The organism is Janthinobacterium sp. BJB401, assembly GCF_013372745.1.
GTDB classification, from domain to species: domain Bacteria; phylum Pseudomonadota; class Gammaproteobacteria; order Burkholderiales; family Burkholderiaceae_D; genus Janthinobacterium; species Janthinobacterium rivuli.
In genome coordinates this window covers 177,493-194,638 of sequence record NZ_JABXFH010000001.1, presented here as the reverse complement: position 1 = coordinate 194,638, position 17,146 = coordinate 177,493, and the positions used below count along the sequence as shown (strand labels likewise).

At 64.5% G+C, this 17,146-nt stretch carries 16 protein-coding genes; 12 read left to right on the top strand and 4 right to left on the bottom strand.

All coding sequences use genetic code 11. The features are described 5' to 3' along the window. Positions 1 to 100 precede the first annotated feature (100 nt). From HWE17_RS00840 to HWE17_RS00810, 7 genes are all read left to right on the top strand, one after another. Positions 101 to 979 carry an HlyC/CorC family transporter gene (locus HWE17_RS00840; protein ID WP_034746750.1) on the top strand — a complete coding sequence of 293 codons (879 nt, stop codon included), beginning with the start codon at positions 101 to 103 and terminating at the stop codon, positions 977 to 979. A gap of 16 nt (positions 980 to 995) precedes the next feature. Beyond that, complete coding sequence (gene lnt / locus HWE17_RS00835) at positions 996 to 2,576, top strand: apolipoprotein N-acyltransferase (protein WP_255206066.1); 1,581 nt, start codon at positions 996 to 998, stop codon at positions 2,574 to 2,576. Positions 2,577 to 2,723: 147 nt separating this feature from the next. Next, positions 2,724 to 3,641 carry a glycine--tRNA ligase subunit alpha gene (glyQ, locus tag HWE17_RS00830; protein WP_176387428.1) on the top strand — a complete coding sequence of 306 codons (918 nt, stop codon included), beginning with the start codon at positions 2,724 to 2,726 and terminating at the stop codon, positions 3,639 to 3,641. Positions 3,642 to 3,680: 39 nt separating this feature from the next. After that, positions 3,681 to 5,783 carry a glycine--tRNA ligase subunit beta gene (glyS, locus tag HWE17_RS00825; RefSeq protein ID WP_176387427.1) on the top strand — a complete coding sequence of 701 codons (2,103 nt, stop codon included), beginning with the start codon at positions 3,681 to 3,683 and terminating at the stop codon, positions 5,781 to 5,783. Beyond that, the gene (gene gmhB / locus HWE17_RS00820) at positions 5,783 to 6,370 is read left to right on the top strand and encodes a D-glycero-beta-D-manno-heptose 1,7-bisphosphate 7-phosphatase (RefSeq protein ID WP_176387426.1); all 588 of its coding nucleotides are present in this window, start codon (positions 5,783 to 5,785) and stop codon (positions 6,368 to 6,370) included. Before glyS ends, gmhB begins: the two co-directional genes overlap by 1 nt. Positions 6,371 to 6,386: 16 nt before the next feature. Continuing rightward, positions 6,387 to 7,127, top strand: coding sequence for a 1-acyl-sn-glycerol-3-phosphate acyltransferase (locus HWE17_RS00815; protein ID WP_034746739.1), 741 nt, complete (start codon positions 6,387 to 6,389; stop codon positions 7,125 to 7,127). A gap of 44 nt (positions 7,128 to 7,171) precedes the next feature. After that, positions 7,172 to 8,107 (top strand): M48 family metallopeptidase, encoded by a 936-nt coding sequence (locus tag HWE17_RS00810; protein WP_176387425.1) that lies wholly within the window; start codon positions 7,172 to 7,174, stop codon positions 8,105 to 8,107. 102 nt (positions 8,108 to 8,209) lie between these two features. Here the strand turns inward: HWE17_RS00810 and waaA are convergent, their stop codons facing one another. From waaA to HWE17_RS00790, 4 genes are all read right to left on the bottom strand, one after another. Continuing rightward, on the bottom strand, positions 8,210 to 9,484 hold the full coding sequence (gene waaA / locus HWE17_RS00805) for a lipid IV(A) 3-deoxy-D-manno-octulosonic acid transferase (RefSeq protein WP_176387424.1): 1,275 nt from the start codon (positions 9,482 to 9,484) through the stop codon (positions 8,210 to 8,212). An 18-nt stretch (positions 9,485 to 9,502) separates the two neighbouring features. Continuing rightward, a complete protein-coding gene (waaC, locus tag HWE17_RS00800) occupies positions 9,503 to 10,525 on the bottom strand; it encodes a lipopolysaccharide heptosyltransferase I (protein ID WP_176387423.1) in 1,023 nt (340 codons plus the stop codon). A gap of 4 nt (positions 10,526 to 10,529) precedes the next feature. Next, complete coding sequence (locus HWE17_RS00795) at positions 10,530 to 11,924, bottom strand: phosphomannomutase/phosphoglucomutase (protein ID WP_176387422.1); 1,395 nt, start codon at positions 11,922 to 11,924, stop codon at positions 10,530 to 10,532. Between the two features lie 92 nt (positions 11,925 to 12,016). Beyond that, positions 12,017 to 12,325 carry an H-NS family nucleoid-associated regulatory protein gene (locus HWE17_RS00790; protein ID WP_035822063.1) on the bottom strand — a complete coding sequence of 103 codons (309 nt, stop codon included), beginning with the start codon at positions 12,323 to 12,325 and terminating at the stop codon, positions 12,017 to 12,019. 408 nt (positions 12,326 to 12,733) lie between these two features. Here HWE17_RS00790 and HWE17_RS00785 point away from each other — a divergent pair, with 408 nt between their 5' ends. The 5 genes from HWE17_RS00785 (at position 12,734) to HWE17_RS00765 (ending at position 17,135) form a co-directional block, all read left to right on the top strand. Continuing rightward, on the top strand, positions 12,734 to 13,573 hold the full coding sequence (locus HWE17_RS00785; protein ID WP_035822065.1) for a symmetrical bis(5'-nucleosyl)-tetraphosphatase: 840 nt from the start codon (positions 12,734 to 12,736) through the stop codon (positions 13,571 to 13,573). A gap of 93 nt (positions 13,574 to 13,666) precedes the next feature. Beyond that, a complete protein-coding gene (locus tag HWE17_RS00780; RefSeq protein WP_035822067.1) occupies positions 13,667 to 14,587 on the top strand; it encodes an AraC family transcriptional regulator in 921 nt (306 codons plus the stop codon). Positions 14,588 to 14,705: 118 nt separating this feature from the next. Next, the gene (locus HWE17_RS00775) at positions 14,706 to 15,260 is read left to right on the top strand and encodes a carboxymuconolactone decarboxylase family protein (RefSeq protein ID WP_099401571.1); all 555 of its coding nucleotides are present in this window, start codon (positions 14,706 to 14,708) and stop codon (positions 15,258 to 15,260) included. A gap of 1 nt (position 15,261) precedes the next feature. Continuing rightward, positions 15,262 to 16,344 (top strand): acyl-CoA dehydrogenase family protein, encoded by a 1,083-nt coding sequence (locus tag HWE17_RS00770; RefSeq protein ID WP_176387421.1) that lies wholly within the window; start codon positions 15,262 to 15,264, stop codon positions 16,342 to 16,344. Beyond that, entirely contained in the window at positions 16,341 to 17,135 is a 795-nt protein-coding gene (locus HWE17_RS00765; protein WP_176387420.1) for an ABC transporter ATP-binding protein, read from the top strand. The genes HWE17_RS00770 and HWE17_RS00765 overlap by 4 nt, the downstream gene beginning before the upstream one ends. The last annotated feature ends 11 nt before the right edge of the window (positions 17,136 to 17,146 follow it).

The window sequence follows — 17,146 nt, the reverse complement described above, 5'->3', positions numbered from 1 at the left end:
CACTTCAACGTATTAAATTTGCATCAAAAGCGGGGAAATCCGGTATTCCCCCACTTTTGGTGTATCCTATATCCCTTCGCAACAACGGCTCACGCCTCCTATGCCCGAGCACCCTAGTGGCGTCAGAACTGACGTCAAGCCCCACCGGTCACTGTTTGAACGCCTGACCGCACTCATTTCCCCCGAGCCAGAGAACCGTGCAGAATTGCTCGAAGTTCTACACGATGCGCATGAACGCAAGCTGATCGACGCCGACGCCCTGTCGATGATCGAAGGCGTGTTCCAGGTATCGGATCTCTGTGCGCGCGACATCATGATTCCCCGTTCGCAAATGGATGTCATCGACATCAGCAAGCCGATCGAGGAATGGATGCCGGAAGTCCTGTCCACCGCCCACTCGCGCTTCCCCGCGATCGAAGGCGAGCGCGACAAGGTTATCGGCATCCTGCTGGCGAAAGACTTGCTGCGCTATTACGCAGAAGAAACTTTCGACGTGCGTGACATGCTGCGCCCCGCCATCTTCATCCCCGAATCGAAACGCCTGAATGTGCTGCTGCGCGATTTCCGCGCCAACCACAATCACATGGCCATCGTCGTCGATGAGTACAGCGGCGTCGCCGGCCTGATCACCATCGAAGACGTGCTGGAACAGATCGTCGGCGACATCGAGGACGAATACGACTTTGACGAAGCCGAGGACAATATCCTCTCGCTCAAGGAAGGCCAGTTCGGCCCCCGCTGGCGCGTCAAGGCGCTGACCGAGATAGAACAGTTCAACGAGGAAGTGGGCAGCCACCTGGTGGACGACGACGTCGACACCATCGGCGGCCTCGTCTCCAAGTACCTGGGCCGCATGGCGCACAAGGGCGACATCTTCGACCTGGGCAATCTGCGCTTCGAGGTGCTGCGCGCCGATGCGCGCCAGGTGCACGTGCTGCTCGTCGAGCGCCTGCCCAACGTGCCGGAACTGGAACTCTGACATGCGCGTGCTGTAAATGCGTTTCAGACGCGTCGATCCCAACGCCCCCGCCAAACCGCCCCGCAGCACGTGGGCGCGCATGCTGACTGCCGCCATCGCTGGCGCCGTCGCCGTGCTGGCGTTCGCCCCTTTCGGCTACTGGCCCCTGCAAATCCTCAGCCTGGGCGTGCTGTTCTACCAGGTGCTGCGCGCATCGAACGTCAAGGCCGGCGCGCTGATCGGCTGGGCCTACGGCTTCGGCTGGTGCGCGGCCGGCACACACTGGCTGTATATTTCCATGCACCGCTATGGCGACATGGCCGCGCCGATCGCCGCCATCGCCGTGGCCCTGCTGGCCCTCCTGATGGCCATTTACGTGGCCCTGGCCATGGGCGCGGCCGCCTGGCTGCGCCAGCGCTGGGTGCTGTCCCTGCCCGCCATGACCCTGCTGGTATTGCCCGCCACCTGGACCCTGTTCGAATGGACGCGCGGCTGGCTGTTTACGGGTTTCCCGTGGCTGGCCACCGGTTACGCCCACAATGCCAGCCCGCTGGCCGGCTTTGCCCCCATCGTCGGCGCGTATGGCCTGGGCTGGCTGGCGGCGCTGTCGGCCGGCGCTCTGCTGCTGCTGACACATCGCACGCGCTGGTTTGCGCTGGGCGGCGTCATCGCCCTGTACGCGGCCGGTATCGGCTTGCAGTACGTGGCCTGGACGCACCCGGTCGGACGCCCGATCACGGTGCGCCTGTTGCAGGGCAACGTGCCGCAGCAGCAGAAATTCGACCCCGGCTTCGTGCTGGGCGCCCTGCAGATGTACCAGAGCACCATCACCAGCGCGCCAGCCGACCTGATCGCCACGCCGGAAACGGCCGTCACCGTGCTGCCGCACCAGCTGCCGCCCGGCTATCTGGATAGCCTGGCGGCGTATTCGCAGCAGACGGGCAGCACGATCTTGGTCGGCATGCCCGTGCTCGACGAGCAGCAGCGCTTCTACAATGCGGCCGTCGGGATCACGCCCAACGGCACAGAAGGCCCCTACTACCAGTACCGCAAACACCACCTGGTGCCGTTCGGCGAATTCGTGCCGCCCGGCCTGCACTGGTTTGTCGCCATGATGGCCATCCCGCTGGGCGACATGGGCCGCGGCGCGGAAGTCCAGGCGCCTTTGCCCGTGCGCGACCAGCTGGTGCTGCCGAATATCTGCTACGAAGATTTGTTTGGCGAGGAAATCGCGGGACAGCTGGCCAGCGCCCACCGCCATGGCAAGCAGTCGGCGTCCGTGCTGCTCAATATCTCGAACCTGGCCTGGTTTGGCGACTCGATCGCCATCCCGCAGCATCTGCAGATTTCGCAGATGCGCAGCCTGGAAACGGGCCGCCCGATGCTGCGCTCGACGAACACGGGCGCCACCGCCGTCATCGACGGCAAGGGCGTGGTGCAAAGCCTGCTGCCGCCGGAGCAGCAAGCCACCCTGGCGGCCAAGGTGCAAGGCATGGGCGGCATGACGCCATACATTCTGTACGGCAATAAACTGGTGCTGGCCCTGGCCGCGCTGGCCCTGCTGACGGCCTTCCTGCTGTCGCGCGCCGCCCGCCGTGGCCGCGCCGCGCAGCAATAAGCGGCCGATATTGCCCGAAGAGTCACAGTGGGCCCGTAAAAACCGCTAAAATTAGCAAAACCCCGGCCCGGACGCGCTGCCAAGCATGCGTCCGGGCTTCAAGCAAACCTTAACAAAGCGCAGCCTCCCGCGCGGCGAACTCATACGATGCTCACATTTCAACAAATTATCCTGACCTTGCAAACCTATTGGGACAAGCAAGGTTGCGCCCTGCTCCAGCCTTACGACATGGAAGTCGGCGCCGGCACTTTCCACACCGGCACCTTCCTGCGCGCGATTGGCCCGGAACCGTGGCGCGCCGCGTATGTGCAGCCGTCGCGCCGCCCGAAGGATGGCCGCTATGGCGAAAACCCGAACCGCATGCAGCACTACTACCAGTACCAGGTGGTCTTGAAGCCCGCGCCGGAAAACATCCTCGACCTGTATCTGGGTTCGCTGGCCGCGCTGGGCCTGGACTTGCAGCAGAATGACGTGCGCTTCGTCGAAGACGACTGGGAAAGCCCGACTTTGGGCGCCTGGGGCCTGGGCTGGGAAGTCTGGCTGAACGGCATGGAAGTGACCCAATTTACCTACTTCCAGCAAGTGGGCGGCCTCGATTGCAAGCCCGTACTGGGCGAAATCACCTACGGCATCGAACGCCTGGCCATGTATCTGCAAGGCGTGGAAAACGTGTACGACCTGGTGTGGACGGAGTGGGAAGAAAACGGCACCACGAAAAAACTGACCTACGGCGACGTTTTCCACCAGAACGAGGTGGAGCAATCGACCTACAACTTCGAGCACGCGAATACGGACCTGCTGTTCGAACAGTTCGGCAACTACGAAGCGGAAGCGAAGCGTTTGATCGAGCTGCAACTGACCCTGCCCGCCTACGAGAAAATCATGAAGGCTTCGCACAGCTTCAATATGTTAGATGCGCGTGGCGCCATTTCGGTGACGGAACGCGCCGCCTACATCGGCCGCGTGCGCACCCTGTCGCGCCTGGTGGCACAAGCGTATTACGACTCGCGCGAGCGCCTCGGTTTCCCGATGCTGCCCGCCGCAGACCAACCCGCCGCCGCTTGATCGCCTAGCTCATACACCGCCGTACCAGACAAGAACACCATGAACCAAACACTGCTCATCGAACTGCTGACCGAAGAACTGCCGCCGAAAGCGCTGGCCAAACTGGGCGCCGCCTTCACGGCCGGCATCGTCAACGGCCTGAAGGCGCGCGACTTCCTCGAAGCCGACAGCGTCGCCACCAGCTACGCCTCGCCGCGCCGCCTGGCCGTCTCCATCACCAACGTGCGCGAAGTCTCGCCCGACAAATCGATCCGCGAAAAAGTCCTGCCCGTCTCCGTGGCGCTGGACGCGAACGGCAACGGCACGCCGCCGCTGGCCAAGAAACTGGCCGCGCTGGGCTTCCCCGAGCTGACGGTGGCCGAGCTGGAACGCGCCGCCGACGGCAAGGCCGAAAGCTTCTTCTACACCTACACGGCGCCAGGCAGCCAGCTCGCCACCGGCGCGCAGGCGGCATTGACGGAGTCGGCCGCCAAGCTGCCGATTCCAAAACTGATGAGCTATCAGCGCCCGGACGGCACCACCGTGCAATTCGTGCGCCCAGCCCACAGCCTGATCGCCCTGCACGGCATCAATATCCTGCCCCTGACACTGCTGGGCCTCGCGGCCGGCCGCACCACGCTGGGCCACCGCTTCCTGACCGATGGCGAACCGATCACCATCGCGCACGCGGAAAACTATGCGCCGTCGCTGATCCTCAACGCCAGCGTCATCGCCAGCAACGAGGAACGCAAGGAACGCATCCGCGCCCAGCTGCTGGACAAGGCCGGCGCCGACCAGGTCTTGATGCCCGAAGCGCTGCTCGATGAAGTCACCGCCCTGGTCGAATGGCCGGTCGTGTATGAATGCCACTTCGAGGAAGAATTCCTGGCCGTGCCGCAGGAATGCCTGATCCTCACCATGCAGACGAACCAGAAATACTTTGCCCTAACGGACAGTGAAGGCAAGCTGCGTTCGCGCTTTTTGATCGTCTCGAACATCGAGACGGACACGCCCGAGCACATCATCGGCGGCAACGAGCGCGTCGTGCGCCCGCGCCTGTCCGATGCCAAGTTCTTCTTCGAGCAAGACAAGAAGAAGACCCTGGCATCGCGTCTGCCGCTGCTGGCCAACGTCGTCTATCACAACAAGCTGGGCACGCAAGCGGCCCGCACAGAGCGCGTCAAATCGCTGGCCGGCGCCATCGCCGCCAAGCTGCAATATGACGTCGCCCTGGCCGAACGCGGTGCCCTGCTGGCCAAGGCCGATCTGCTGACCGACATGGTAGGCGAATTCCCCGAACTGCAAGGCATCATGGGCACCTACTATGCGCGCCATGACGGCGAACCGGAAGAAGTGGCGCTGGCCGCCTCCGAACATTACCAGCCGCGCTTTGCCGGCGACAGCCTGCCAACCACCGGCACCGGCACCGCCGTGGCCCTGGCCGACAAGCTCGAAACCCTGGTCGGCATCTGGTCCATCGGCCTGGCGCCGACGGGCGACAAGGATCCGTTCGCGCTGCGCCGCCATGCGCTGGGCGTGCTGCGCATGCTGCTGGAAAAACGCTTGCCTTTGTCGATCCAGGGCTTGCTGGCGGATGCGGCCGCGCAGTTCGCCGCCGTTCCCGGCTTCAAGGACCCGGTCGCGGATGTCACCACCTTCATGCTGGACCGCCTGCGCGGCATCCTGCGCGAGCGCGGCTTCTCGCCAAATGAAATCGAAGCCGTCGTGGCGCAAAACCCGGACCGCCTGGACGACATCGTGCAGCGCCTGGAAGCCGTGCAGGCGTTTGCCGCCCTGCCGGAAAGCGCCTCGCTGGCAGCGGCCAACAAGCGCATCACGAACATCCTGAAAAAGAACGAGGAAGCCGTGAGCCAGGTCGCCGCCGGCGGCGTCAACGTGGCGCTGCTGCAGGACGAAGCGGAGAAAAAACTCGCCGCCGCCGTCTCGCGCGTGCAGCCGGAAGTCGACGCGGCCTTCGCCAAGGGCGACTTCACCAGCACCCTGCAAACCCTGGCGCAGCTGCGCGACGACGTCGATGGCTTCTTCAATGACGTGATGGTGATGGCCGAGGATGTCGCCCTGCGCAACAACCGCCTTGCCTTGCTGTCGTCCTTGCACGGCATGATGAACCGCGTGGCCGACATTTCCAAGCTGGCGGCATAATGGGCACGCCGGCGCTGAAACTGATTATTCTCGACCGCGATGGTGTCATTAATCATGACTCGCCGGACTTCATCAAGTCGCCTGCCGAATGGCTGCCGATACCCGGTTCGCTCGAAGCGATCGCCCGCCTGAACCAGGCTGGCTATCGCGTGGTCATCGCCTCGAACCAGTCTGGCATCGCGCGCGAATATTTCGACATGACGGTGCTCAACGCGATCCACCAGAAGATGCACACCCTGGCGCAGCAGGTGGGCGCCGATATCGACGCCATCTTCTTTTGCCCGCACGCGGGCGCGGACAATTGCGACTGCCGCAAGCCGAAACCGGGCATGTTCCATGAAATTTCGCAGCGCTACAACACCAGCCTGAAAGGCGTGCCCACGGTCGGCGATTCGCTGCGCGACCTGCAGGCCGGTTTCATCAGCGGCTGCGTGCCCTACCTGGTATTGACGGGCAAGGGCGAAAAGACCAACGAAACGGGTGGCCTGCCGCCTGGTACCCAGGTCTTCCCCGACCTGGCCGCCGTCGTCAGCCACCTGCTCAAGGCGCCCGCGGCATCGGCGCCCGCCGTGGCATTGAGCATCTAATCTTCGGAGAACCGCATTGCGTAATATTTCCCTGTTCCTGCGATCCCTGCTGTTCATGATCATCATGATCGTGGCCACCATCGTCTGGGCCTGCGTGTGCTTTTTTGCCGCGCCATTGAGCTACAACAAGCGCTATTGGGTCACCTCGCGCTGGAACGTGTTTATCCTGTGGTGTGCCAAGGTCATTTGCGGCATCCGCTACGAAGTCAAGGGCGCCGAGAACTTCCCCGATGCGCCAGCCATCGTGCTGTCGAAGCACCAGTCGGCCTGGGAAACCATCTTTTTGCTTCCCAGCCTGCCACGCCCGCTCGTGTATGTGTTCAAGAAGGAGATTTTGTACATCCCCTTCTTCGGCTGGGCCATGGCGCTGCTGCGCATGATCCCCATCGACCGCAAGCAGGGCAAGCATGCGTTCAAGAGCGTCGTCGCGCATGGCAAGCGACGCCTGGCCGATGGCCAATGGATTATCATGTTCCCTGAAGGGACCCGCATTCCCGTCGGCCAGGCGGGCAAGTACAAGAGCGGCGGCACGCGTCTGGCGATTGCCACGGGCGCCGTGGTGGTGCCGATTGCGCACAATTCAGGCGAGTGCTGGCCCAAGCAGTCATTCCTCAAACGCCCGGGACTGATCACCGTCTCGATAGGCAAACCGATTTCGCCGGAAGGGCAAACCCCGGACAGCATGATGCAACAGGTGGAAAATTGGATAGAATCAGAAATGCGCGTCATTTCGCCTCACGCCTACAACGCTGGCTAGACGGCATCAGCGCGGTCATCCAGGAGCCGACACTGCGCCAGCAGATGAAGACCATCAAGGTCGGCGACCAGCAACTGGATTTGTTCGCGCATGACGTCTCGACCAGCACGCCCCCGGCGGTGCGCCCCACGGCACCGCCAGCGCCGCCCGTGGAGGCAAAGCCTGTAGTTCACCTGGCGCCGCCACCGGCGCCTGTCACGCCTCCCGCGCGCCCTGTCCTTCCCTCCCCGCCACGTACCGCCGATGGCCCGCCATTGCGCCAGCTGCAGCTGGGCAGCCACCTCGTCGAATTCGCCCTGCGCCGCTCCACGCGCCGTTCCATCGGCTTCATGATCGACGATAACGGCTTGCGCGTGACGGCGCCCAAGCGCGTCACCCTGGCCGAAATCGACAACGCCATCCGCGCCAAGCAAGGCTGGATCGTCTCGAAGCTGCTGGAACGGGGCGAGCGCAAGGTGCAGCGCCAGCAGCGCCCGCCCGTGGCCTGGGTCGACGGCGCCGTGCTGCCTTACCTCGGCGGCGAGATCACCTTGCGATTGCACCAGGCACCGCGCCACCGCGCCAGCTTCCAGCGCGAGACGAATGAGCTGCACGTATGGGTCACGCCCACGGGCAGCGAGCAGCAATTGAAGGAAAAAGTGAAGGGCTGGTTCCAGCACGAAGCGCGACAGCTGTTCGAGGCGCGCCTGGACGTGTATGCGGACAAGCTGGGGGTGCGCTACGATTCACTATCGCTATCGTCAGCCGGCACGCGCTGGGGCAGCTGCACCATCGAGCGCAAGATCCGCCTGAACTGGCGTTTGATCCACTTCGCCCTGCCGCTGATCGACTACGTGGTGGCGCACGAACTGTCGCACCTGCTGGAAATGAACCACAGCCCCCGCTTCTGGGCCACCGTGGAATCGATTTATCCCGACTACGACGGCGCCAAGCAGGCGCTCAGAAAGCGCTCGCAGGAGTTGCCGGTGCTGTTTACGTAGGCGCTTGTCGGATTACGCTCTACGAGCTAATCCAACCTACAGTCACGTAGGTCGGATTAGGCCGCAGGCCGTAATCCGACAACATTGTTGGCCGCGCATACATCACGCCAACAGCGGTTTGATCGCAGCGACGGTGCGCGGCGTGGCCCCACGGTGCTGCGCCGCAAACGCCAGCGCTTTTTCTCCCATCGACAATAAACGCACCGGATCCTGCAGCAAGGCCGACGCCCGCGCCATCAGCGCATCGGCGTCCGCCACCAGCGCGGCGCCGCCGGTGGCGATCGCCTGCTCGGTCACCAGCGCGAAATTGAAGGTGTGCGGGCCGATCAGCACGGGCTTGCCCAGCGCCGCCGGCTCGATCAGGTTTTGCCCGCCCAGCGGCAGCAGGCTGCCACCGACGAACGCGCAATCGCAGGCCGCGTAATACGCAAACATCTCGCCCATCGAGTCACCCAGCAGCACCTGCGTACCCGCGGCAACGGCATCGCCCTTGGCCAGACCAGACCTGCGCTGCACGGCCAGGCCCTGCGCCGATATCAATTTTTCCACCTCGTCGAAACGCTGCGGATGACGGGGCACGATCAGCAGCAGCGCATTCGCGGGCAGGCCCGAGCGGGTATAGGCATCGAGAATCAGCTGCTCTTCCCCTTCGCGCGTGCTGGCGCATAGCAGCACGGGACGTGCGCCGATGGCTGCGCGCAGCGCCGCCCCCGTCGCCAGCGCCGCCTCGGGCACGACGACGTCGAACTTGATGCTGCCCGTGACGACGACTTCCCGCACGCCCAGCTGGCGCACGCGATCGGCGTCGTCCTGCGTCTGCGCCGCCACCAGGGTGATGCCGCGCGCCGCATCGGCAATGAGTTTGCCCAGTCTCTGCGCCTTGCCCAGCGAGCGCTGCGACAGGCGCGCATTGGCCAGCACCACGGGCACTTTGTAGCGATTGCATTGGTGGATCAGATTCGGCCACACTTCCGTCTCCATCAGGATGCAGATGCGCGGCGCGAAATGGCGGATGAAACGGGCCGGCATGGCGCCCGTGTCATACGGCAGGTAGCTTTGCACGAGGCGCGCGCCGTGTTTGGCGAACAGGGATTTGCCCGTGGCGCGCCCCGTCGGCGTCATGTGCGTGAGGACGATGCGGCACGCGGGCCAGGCGGCCAGCAGCGCATCGATCAGCGGCTCGGCCGCACGCGTCTCGCCGACGGAGACGGCGTGCAGCCAGATGGTGTCAGGAAGAGGTGTCGGCTGGCGGCCGTAACAGCCCAGGCGCTCGCCCCAGTGCTGGCGGTAGCCAGGTTCCTGGCGTCCGCGCAGCCACAGCCGCGCCAGCACCAGGGGCAAGGCCAGCCACCAGGCAAGGGTATAAAGAAGTCGCATGTTTGTTTAACGTTGAAGTCAGGCGGGAGGATAGTCGGCCAGCAGGCGCCGCGCTGCGGCCAGCACTTCCGGCACGCCGGGCGGCGCGCCTTTGTCGCCGAGGTTGATGATTTTCGGCGACCAGTTGCCTTCCGTTTTCCACAGCGGCGAATCGGCATAGATTTCCACCGTCGGGCGCACAAAGGCGGCGGCGATATGCGTCAGGCCCGTATCGACGCCGACCACCAGCGCCGCGTGGCGCGCCAACAGGGTGGCGTCGCCGATCGACAGTTTCGGCAGCAGGCGCGCGTTGGGCAGGCCGGCCGCCAGCACTTCCGCTTCCGCCTTTTCCTTGGGCGAACCCCAGGGCAGCAAAATCGGCATCGGTGCCAGCGCCTGGCCTAGAGATATCCAGTGTTCCGGCGCCCATTTCTTGGCGTCGCGCGCCGTGCCGTGGAAATACACGCAGTAAGGTGCTTCGCCCATCCAGTCCGGGCGCGGTTCGCTGTTCGATACTTCCGGCAAGCCGAAATCGGCCGGCGTGTCGACCGCGTAGCCGAGCGCCGCGCCGGCCACCAGTCGGCCGCGCGCCACCGCATGCGTGCGCGGGTCGAGCGGAATGCTTTTCGTGTGGAACAGGCGCGAGATGCCTTCGTAGCCGGAGCCTTCGCTGCCATTGGCCAGGCCGACCTTCTGTCCGCCCGGCGCCAGGCGCGCGGCACCCATGATGATGCCCGTCTTGAGCAAGCCCTGGGTATCGAACACATAATCGTAATGCGTCTGGCGCAGGCCGCGGAAGAAGGCGGCGATTTCCGCGCGCGTCTCCTTCTTGCCCAGGCTCTTGCGCCAGCGCCGTAGCGCGAACGGGAAGATGGTATTCACGCGCGGGTTCAGGCGCACCAGACTCGTGTAGCCCTCTTCGACCACCCAGTCGATGGTCGCGTTCGGGAAATGGCGGGCGATGTCCGCCACCATCGGCAGGTTATGCAGCACGTCGCCCAGCGAGGACACCCGCACCAGCAGGATTTTTAAGGGCGCCTGTGCGCCAGGTTGAGCCGCCATGCTGTCAGAACGGCAGTTCGGCGTCTGGCTTGGCGGCCAGGATCACGCTCTTGAACTGTCCCTGGATGCGCGCCAGGGCTGCCGGCGTTTCCGCTTCGAAGCGCATGACGATCACCGGCGTGGTGTTCGACGAACGGGCCAGGCCGAAGCCGTCCGCGTATTCCACGCGCAAGCCGTCGATGGTGATGATCTGTTCATTGCCGGGGAAGACGGCGTCGCGGCGCAGCATGTCCATCAACGCGACGTTCTCGCCTTCCTTCAGTTCCAGGTGCAGTTCCGGCGTGCTGTCGGACTGCGGCAGGGAGTTCAGCAGGGCCGAAGGGTCGGCTTCGCGCGTGAGGATTTCCAGCAGGCGCGCGGCCGAATACATGCCGTCGTCGAAACCGTACCAGCGGTCCTTGAAGAAGATATGGCCGCTCATTTCACCGCCCAGCGGCGCACCCGTTTCGCGCAGCTTGGCTTTCACCAGCGAGTGGCCCGTCTTGTACATCAGCGGCACGCCGCCATGTTTGCTGATCCACGGCGCCAGGTGGCGCGTGCATTTCACGTCGTACAAAATCTGCGCGCCAGGGTGGCGGGTCAGCACGTCGGCGGCAAACAGCATCATCTGGCGGTCGGGGTAGATGATCTGGCCATCCTTGGTGACCACACCCAGGCGGTCGCCGTCGCCATCGAAGGCGATGCCGATTTCCGCATCCGTCTCGGCCAGGCAGCGGATCAGGTCTTGCAGGTTTTCCGGATGCGCCGGGTCCGGGTGGTGGTTCGGGAAATTGCCATCGACTTCGCAGAACAGTTCGATGACGTCGCAGCCCATGCCGCGGAACAGGTCGCCCGCGAACGCGCCGGCCACGCCATTGCCGCAGTCGACGGCGATCTTGATCGGGCGCGCCAGCTTGACGTCGCCCAGGATGCGCTGCAGGTAGGCGGCGCGGATATCGTGCGTGGCATAGGTTCCCGGTTTGGCAACGTCCTTGGCGCTGGCGCTGCCGTCGTGCGCGACGATGCTGTGGTACAGGGCCTGGATCGCTTCGCCGTGGATCGCTTCACCGGCCAGCACCATCTTGAAGCCGTTGTAATCGGGCGGATTGTGGCTGCCCGTGACCATGATGCCGGAGCGCGTATCGAGCACGTTCGTGCCGAAGTACACCATCGGCGTGGCCACCACGCCCAGGTCGATCACGTCGACGCCGGCCGCTTGCAAGCCATGCGCCAGCGCCGCCGTCAATTCCGGTCCCGACAAACGGCCATCGCGGCCGATCACGACCCGCTGCTCGCCCTTGGCCAGGGCGGCCTGGCCAAAGGCCTGGCCGATCTTGTAAGCCACGCTGGCATCGAGGGTTTTAGCGATGATGCCGCGAATATCGTAGGCCTTGAAGATCGTTCTGGACAATGGAAGCATGGTGTGGGCGGTATAAGAGGGTCAAATAGGGAAGCCTGGCAAGGCGCGGCGCGCGGCTGACAGCCGTGCCACTGCGCCAGGAGTATACCGAATTATACGCGCAGCAGATCGATCGACTTGCCCGATTCCACCCACTGCCTGACCCACAGCGGCTGGCGGCCACGGCCAGTCCATTGCTCGGCCGCATTGTCAGGATGGCGGTAACGCACGGCGACTTTGCCCGTGCGCGGGTGCAAACCGTCGAGTATCAGCTGTTTCAACGGAATGCCCGCCTGCTGCGCGATGGCCATGATCTGTTCGCGCGCCTTGTTCAAGTCTTCGCGCTCGCGGCCATTCAATTCCTGCTTCACATTATCTTCCAGTTTGCGCAATTCCAGCATCGTCAGCGTCGACAGATCCATTGGTACATCCTTTATATTAATTTAAATAATAAAATCACGTGGAATATACTACATTGCATAAATACCTGCGCACCATTGCATAATCCATCGCCAATTGAATCACGACTCCCGATTTATTTGGCGGCCCAACATTAAGATTAAATGAAGAATATGCAGGAAGCGTGCGTGGAGGTAAATAAACATGGATGAAATGGCATTCCGGCATGCCTGAGCGGCGTGCCGCAAGATAATGACCGATATATGACAGCGGAAAGTTCCGCCCAATTAAATCCCCCTGCGGCCATAATCGGCGCCCGTATTTTCTTCCGCCGGCCAGACTCGCAATCGGGAAACCGCCGGCAATACAGCCGACGCCAATGGGCCGGCATGCTTATAATGCAGGCGCGTAGTTCACTTCACCCGGCACATATGAAAACTTACTTTATCGGCGATCTGCAAGGCTGCCATGCACAAACCGTCGAACTGATCGAACGGATCCAGGCGGCAGCCGATGGCCCCTACCGCCTGCTGTTCGCGGGCGACTTGATCAATCGCGGCCCAGCCTCGCTGGCCACCCTGCGCCACGTTTACGCGCTGGCGCGGCAGGGCCTGGCCGACAGCGTCCTGGGCAACCATGACTTGCACCTGCTGGCCGTGGCCAACGGCATCCGCCCCGAGCATGCGTCCGATACGCTGACCGAGATCCTCGACGCGCCCGACCGCGAGGAGTTGCTCGCCTGGCTGCGCCAGCGGCCATTGGCGCTGGAACACGATGGCCACGTGCTCGTGCATGCGGGCTTGCTGCCGCAATGGAGCGCGGCCCAGGCCCTGTCCCTGAGCGGGGAAGTGTCCGCCATGCTGCGCAGCGACGGCTGGGTGGCCTTCCTGCGCACCATGTACGGCAACGAGCCGGCCGCCTGGCGCGACGACCTGCAGGGCGCCGACCGGCTGCGCTGCATCGTCAACGCCATGACGCGGCTGCGTTTTTGCACGCCGGACGGCGTGATGGACTTCAAGATGAAGGAGAGCGGCAGCCCGCCACCGGGCTCCGGCCTGCTGCCGTGGTTCGACGTGCCGGGACGGCGCAGCGCCGGCGACACCATCGTCTTCGGCCACTGGTCGGCGCTGGGACTGCAGTTGCGGGAGCACCTGATCGGCCTTGACAGCGGCTGCGTGTGGGGTGGAAAACTGTCGGCCGTGTGCCTGGAAGACCGCTCCTTGCTGCAAGTCGATTGCCCCGCCTTCCAGCAGCACAGCGGCAAGCGCTAAATGGCAAGCATGGCGCGCATATGCTTAGTCGAAATCGGTCGTTGGCCTTGCCGCGTGCAGCCCGTATGATGGCGCTTTTGCCTGTGCGATCCCATGCATCCTGATACCGACAGACTGGCGCGCTGGCTGCTCGGCAGCCTGGAACTCGACACCGCCGTCCTGCATGTGGGCCAGTACTGCGGCCGCTGGCGCGCTTCCACGGCGGGCCGGGAACTGGGCAGCTTTCACCTGGTGCTCGATGGCCACTGCTATCTGCACCTCGATGGCGCGGCGCCGATTGCGCTCGGCCCGCGCGACGGCGTCTTCCTGATGCGCGACTTGCCGCACTTCCTCAGCCCCCACAGCGACCCGCTGCAGGCGGTGAGCGCGCAAGCGATGCTGCCGCTGCAAGCGTCCACGGAGCAGCCGGCGACGGCGCTGGCCTGCGGCTTCTTTCAATTTCGCGGCGCCCTCTCCGCGCTGATCGTCGACTCGTTTCCGCCGTACCTGCTGATACGCGGCGATGCGCCCGCCTTCAGCGCCGCCGCCGCGCTGTTCGACCTGATCCTGGCGGAAGCGGGCGGCGATCCGGAACAGCCGTCGCCTTTGACCTCGCGCCTGGTCGAACTGCTGTTCTTTTACCTGATCCGCCATGTGGCGCAGGGCGAGCAGGTGGCGGCCGGCTTGCTGTCGCTGCTGCACCAGCCCGCATTCTCACCGCTGCTCGAACGCATGCTCGATGCACCCGCCGACGACTGGTCGATCGAGAACATGGCCAAGGCGGCCTGCATGTCGCGCGCCAGCTTCTGCAAGCATTTCGCCAGCGCCAGCGGCCATTCGCCAGCCCAGTTCCTGCTCCTGCTGCGCATGAAGATCGCCGCGCGGCGCCTGCACGACGGCGTTTCCGTCGAACGCGCGGCCGAACTGGTGGGCTACCGCTCGCACGCCGCCTTTACGCGCGCCTTCAAGCGGGTCACGGGCGAGCAGCCGGGCGCCTACCGGCGCGACCAGCGATTGCGCCAGCTGGCAAACTGAGATCAAGGTTTGCGAAATCAAAGACGAACGAGCACAAAAGGACGACGCTGACGCCTGTTGCGTGCACGGCATGGCCGATATAATGGCCGGGTGACTTACCAACTTAGCAAGGTACCCCATGTCCCGTCTGACGCTGCACACTCTCGATACCGCCCCGGCCGATAGCCGCCCCTTCGTGGAAAAAGCCATCGCCAACAATGGCTTCCTGCCCAACCTGATCGGCGTGCTGGCCAATGCCCCGCTGGCCCTGGAAACCTATCTGACCGTCTCCGGCATCAACGGGCGCGCCAGCTTGAGCCTGATGGAACGCGAAGTGGTGCAGATCACGGCCGCGCGCATCCACGGCTGCGATTTCTGCATCGCCGGCCATAGCGCCATCTCGCTGAAAAAAGCGGGCCAGACGCCGGACACGGTGCGCGCCCTGCAGCACGGCCAGCCGACGAACGACGCAAAACTCGACGCCGTCGCCGCCTTCGCCACGGCCGTCATCGCCACGCGCGGCGCCGTCAGCGACGCCGAATATCAAGCCTTCCTGGCCGCCGGCTACAACGAACAGCAGGCGCTGGAAGTCGTGCTGGGCATCAGCCTGGCGACCCTGTGCAATTTCTCCAACAGCCTGGCCGGCACGCCCGTCAATCCGCAATTGACGCCCTACCTGCCTGGCGCCGTCTGACATGGGCCAGCTCAATCACTGGCTGCACACGCATGCCGACCAGCTCGACCAATCGTCGGAACTGGCTGAAGCCGTTTTGCCGGCACTCGCTGGCGACCAGTTGCTGGCCATCGGCGTGCCGCGGGAACACGGCGGCGCGGGCGGCGACGTGCGCGACGCCATCGACGCCATCGCCAAAGTGGCCGAGCAATCGGTGACGGCCGCCTTTGTCTTCTGGGGCCAGCGCTGCTTCATCGAATTCCTGCTGCAAAGCGAGAACCGCGCGCTGGCCGAGCGCCGCTTGCCTGGCCTGCTGGCAGGCACGCAGGCAGGCGCCAGCGGTTTGTCGAACGCCATGAAATTCTTGTCCGGCATCGAGCAGCTGCAAATCACGGGCGCGCGCCACGATGACGGCCTGCTCGTCGACGGCGGCCTGGCCTGGGTGACGAACTTGCGCAAGGCAGGCTTCGTCGCGGCGGCCGCCGTGGCGCCGGACGACGGCGCGCCACCCGTCATCGTCGCCTTCGACAGCGGCACGGCAGGCGTCAAACGCAGCGACGACCTGGATCTGATCGCCCTGCGCGGCAGCAATACGGCTTCCGTCAAGCTGGCGCAGGTGCACATTCCCGCCGCGGACATCATCAGCGACAACGCGCCGGCCTGGCTGCCGCAGGTGCGCCCCTCGTTCCTCGGCATGCAATGCGGCCTGTCGATCGGCCTGGCGCGCGCCAGCCTGGCCAAAGCGGCGCAGCTTTCCGCCGGTTCGCGCAACCAGCTCACGCCCCGCATCGAAGCGCTGCAAGCGACCCTGGAAAGCGCCGTCGCGACCCTGCTGGCCGGCGTGCACGATGGCCGCTTCAGGACGCAGGCGCCGGCCATGTTCCGCCTGCGCATACAGCTGGCCGACGTGCTGCAGCAAGCCTTGATGCTGGAGCTGCAAGCCATGGGCGGGCGCGCCTATTTGAACGCCGAGCAGCAGGGCTTTGCCCGCCGCTGGCGCGAATCGTCGTTCATCCCCATCGTCACCCCCAGCCTGACGCAATTGCAGGCGGCCTTGCAGCTGTTCGACAGCCAGCAGGCGGCCAAGGCGGGAGCGTCGGCATGAGCGTGACTGATTGGGCGCTGCAGGCACAGGACCTGAGCTACGCCTATCCGGGTACGGCACCCGTGTTCCAGCACGTCTCGCTGGGCGTGCGCAAGCGCGAAATCGTCTGTCTTCTGGGCGGCAGCGGTTGCGGCAAATCCAGCCTTCTGCGCGTGCTGGCCGGCTTGCAGCCGCCGTCCACGGGCGAGATCCAGTTCCTCGACGCGCCCATGCGCGAACCGGATCCGCGCAGCGCCCTCGTGTTCCAGCAAGCAAGCCTCCTGCCCTGGCTGAACGTCACGGGCAACGCAGGCTTCGGCCTGGACTTCAAGCACCAGCCGCAGCTGACGCGCGCAGCGCACGAGGCACGCGTGGCGCAAGCCATCGAAGCGGTGGGCTTGAAGGGCCGCGAAAAGCTGTATCCGTCCGCGCTGTCGGGCGGCATGGCGCAGCGCGTGGCCCTGGCCCGCGCGCTGGCGCGCGAACCGGAACTGCTGTTCGCCGACGAACCGTTTTCCGCCCTCGACGCCATCACGCGCGCCGAGATGCAATCCTTGCTGGTCGACGTGGTGCACCGCTGGCATACGGCCGTGCTGCTGGTCACGCACGACATCGATGAAGCGATTCTCGTGGCCGACCGCATCTTGCTGATGGGCGGCAAGCCGGGCAACATCGTGCGCGAATGGCCCGTCGCCATCGACCAGCCACGCATTGGCCACAGTGCCGACGTCATCGCCCTCAAGATGGACATCCTCGACGCCCTGCAGGCGCTGCAAAAGCAGGATCAAGCACCTGCCTTCGCTCCCCATTAATCGACCGGAAC

What these genes read in the sequence shown, in the direction of transcription:
- HWE17_RS00765 (WP_176387420.1), top strand. Translation starts at nt 16,341, where the DNA reads ATGAGCGTGACTGATTGGGCGCTGCAGGCACAGGACCTGAGCTACGCC.
- HWE17_RS00775 (WP_099401571.1), top strand. Translation starts at nt 14,706, where the DNA reads ATGTCCCGTCTGACGCTGCACACTCTCGATACCGCCCCGGCCGATAGC.
- HWE17_RS00790 (WP_035822063.1), bottom strand. Translation starts at nt 12,325, where the DNA reads ATGGATCTGTCGACGCTGACGATGCTGGAATTGCGCAAACTGGAAGAT.
- waaC (WP_176387423.1), bottom strand. Translation starts at nt 10,525, where the DNA reads ATGGCGGCTCAACCTGGCGCACAGGCGCCCTTAAAAATCCTGCTGGTG.
- glyS (WP_176387427.1), top strand. Translation starts at nt 3,681, where the DNA reads ATGAACCAAACACTGCTCATCGAACTGCTGACCGAAGAACTGCCGCCG.
- gmhB (WP_176387426.1), top strand. Translation starts at nt 5,783, where the DNA reads ATGGGCACGCCGGCGCTGAAACTGATTATTCTCGACCGCGATGGTGTC.
- HWE17_RS00785 (WP_035822065.1), top strand. Translation starts at nt 12,734, where the DNA reads ATGAAAACTTACTTTATCGGCGATCTGCAAGGCTGCCATGCACAAACC.
- HWE17_RS00780 (WP_035822067.1), top strand. Translation starts at nt 13,667, where the DNA reads ATGCATCCTGATACCGACAGACTGGCGCGCTGGCTGCTCGGCAGCCTG.
- waaA (WP_176387424.1), bottom strand. Translation starts at nt 9,484, where the DNA reads ATGCGACTTCTTTATACCCTTGCCTGGTGGCTGGCCTTGCCCCTGGTG.
- HWE17_RS00840 (WP_034746750.1), top strand. Translation starts at nt 101, where the DNA reads ATGCCCGAGCACCCTAGTGGCGTCAGAACTGACGTCAAGCCCCACCGG.
- HWE17_RS00795 (WP_176387422.1), bottom strand. Translation starts at nt 11,924, where the DNA reads ATGCTTCCATTGTCCAGAACGATCTTCAAGGCCTACGATATTCGCGGC.
- lnt (WP_255206066.1), top strand. Translation starts at nt 996, where the DNA reads ATGCGTTTCAGACGCGTCGATCCCAACGCCCCCGCCAAACCGCCCCGC.
- HWE17_RS00810 (WP_176387425.1), top strand. Translation starts at nt 7,172, where the DNA reads ATGAAGACCATCAAGGTCGGCGACCAGCAACTGGATTTGTTCGCGCAT.
- HWE17_RS00770 (WP_176387421.1), top strand. Translation starts at nt 15,262, where the DNA reads ATGGGCCAGCTCAATCACTGGCTGCACACGCATGCCGACCAGCTCGAC.
- glyQ (WP_176387428.1), top strand. Translation starts at nt 2,724, where the DNA reads ATGCTCACATTTCAACAAATTATCCTGACCTTGCAAACCTATTGGGAC.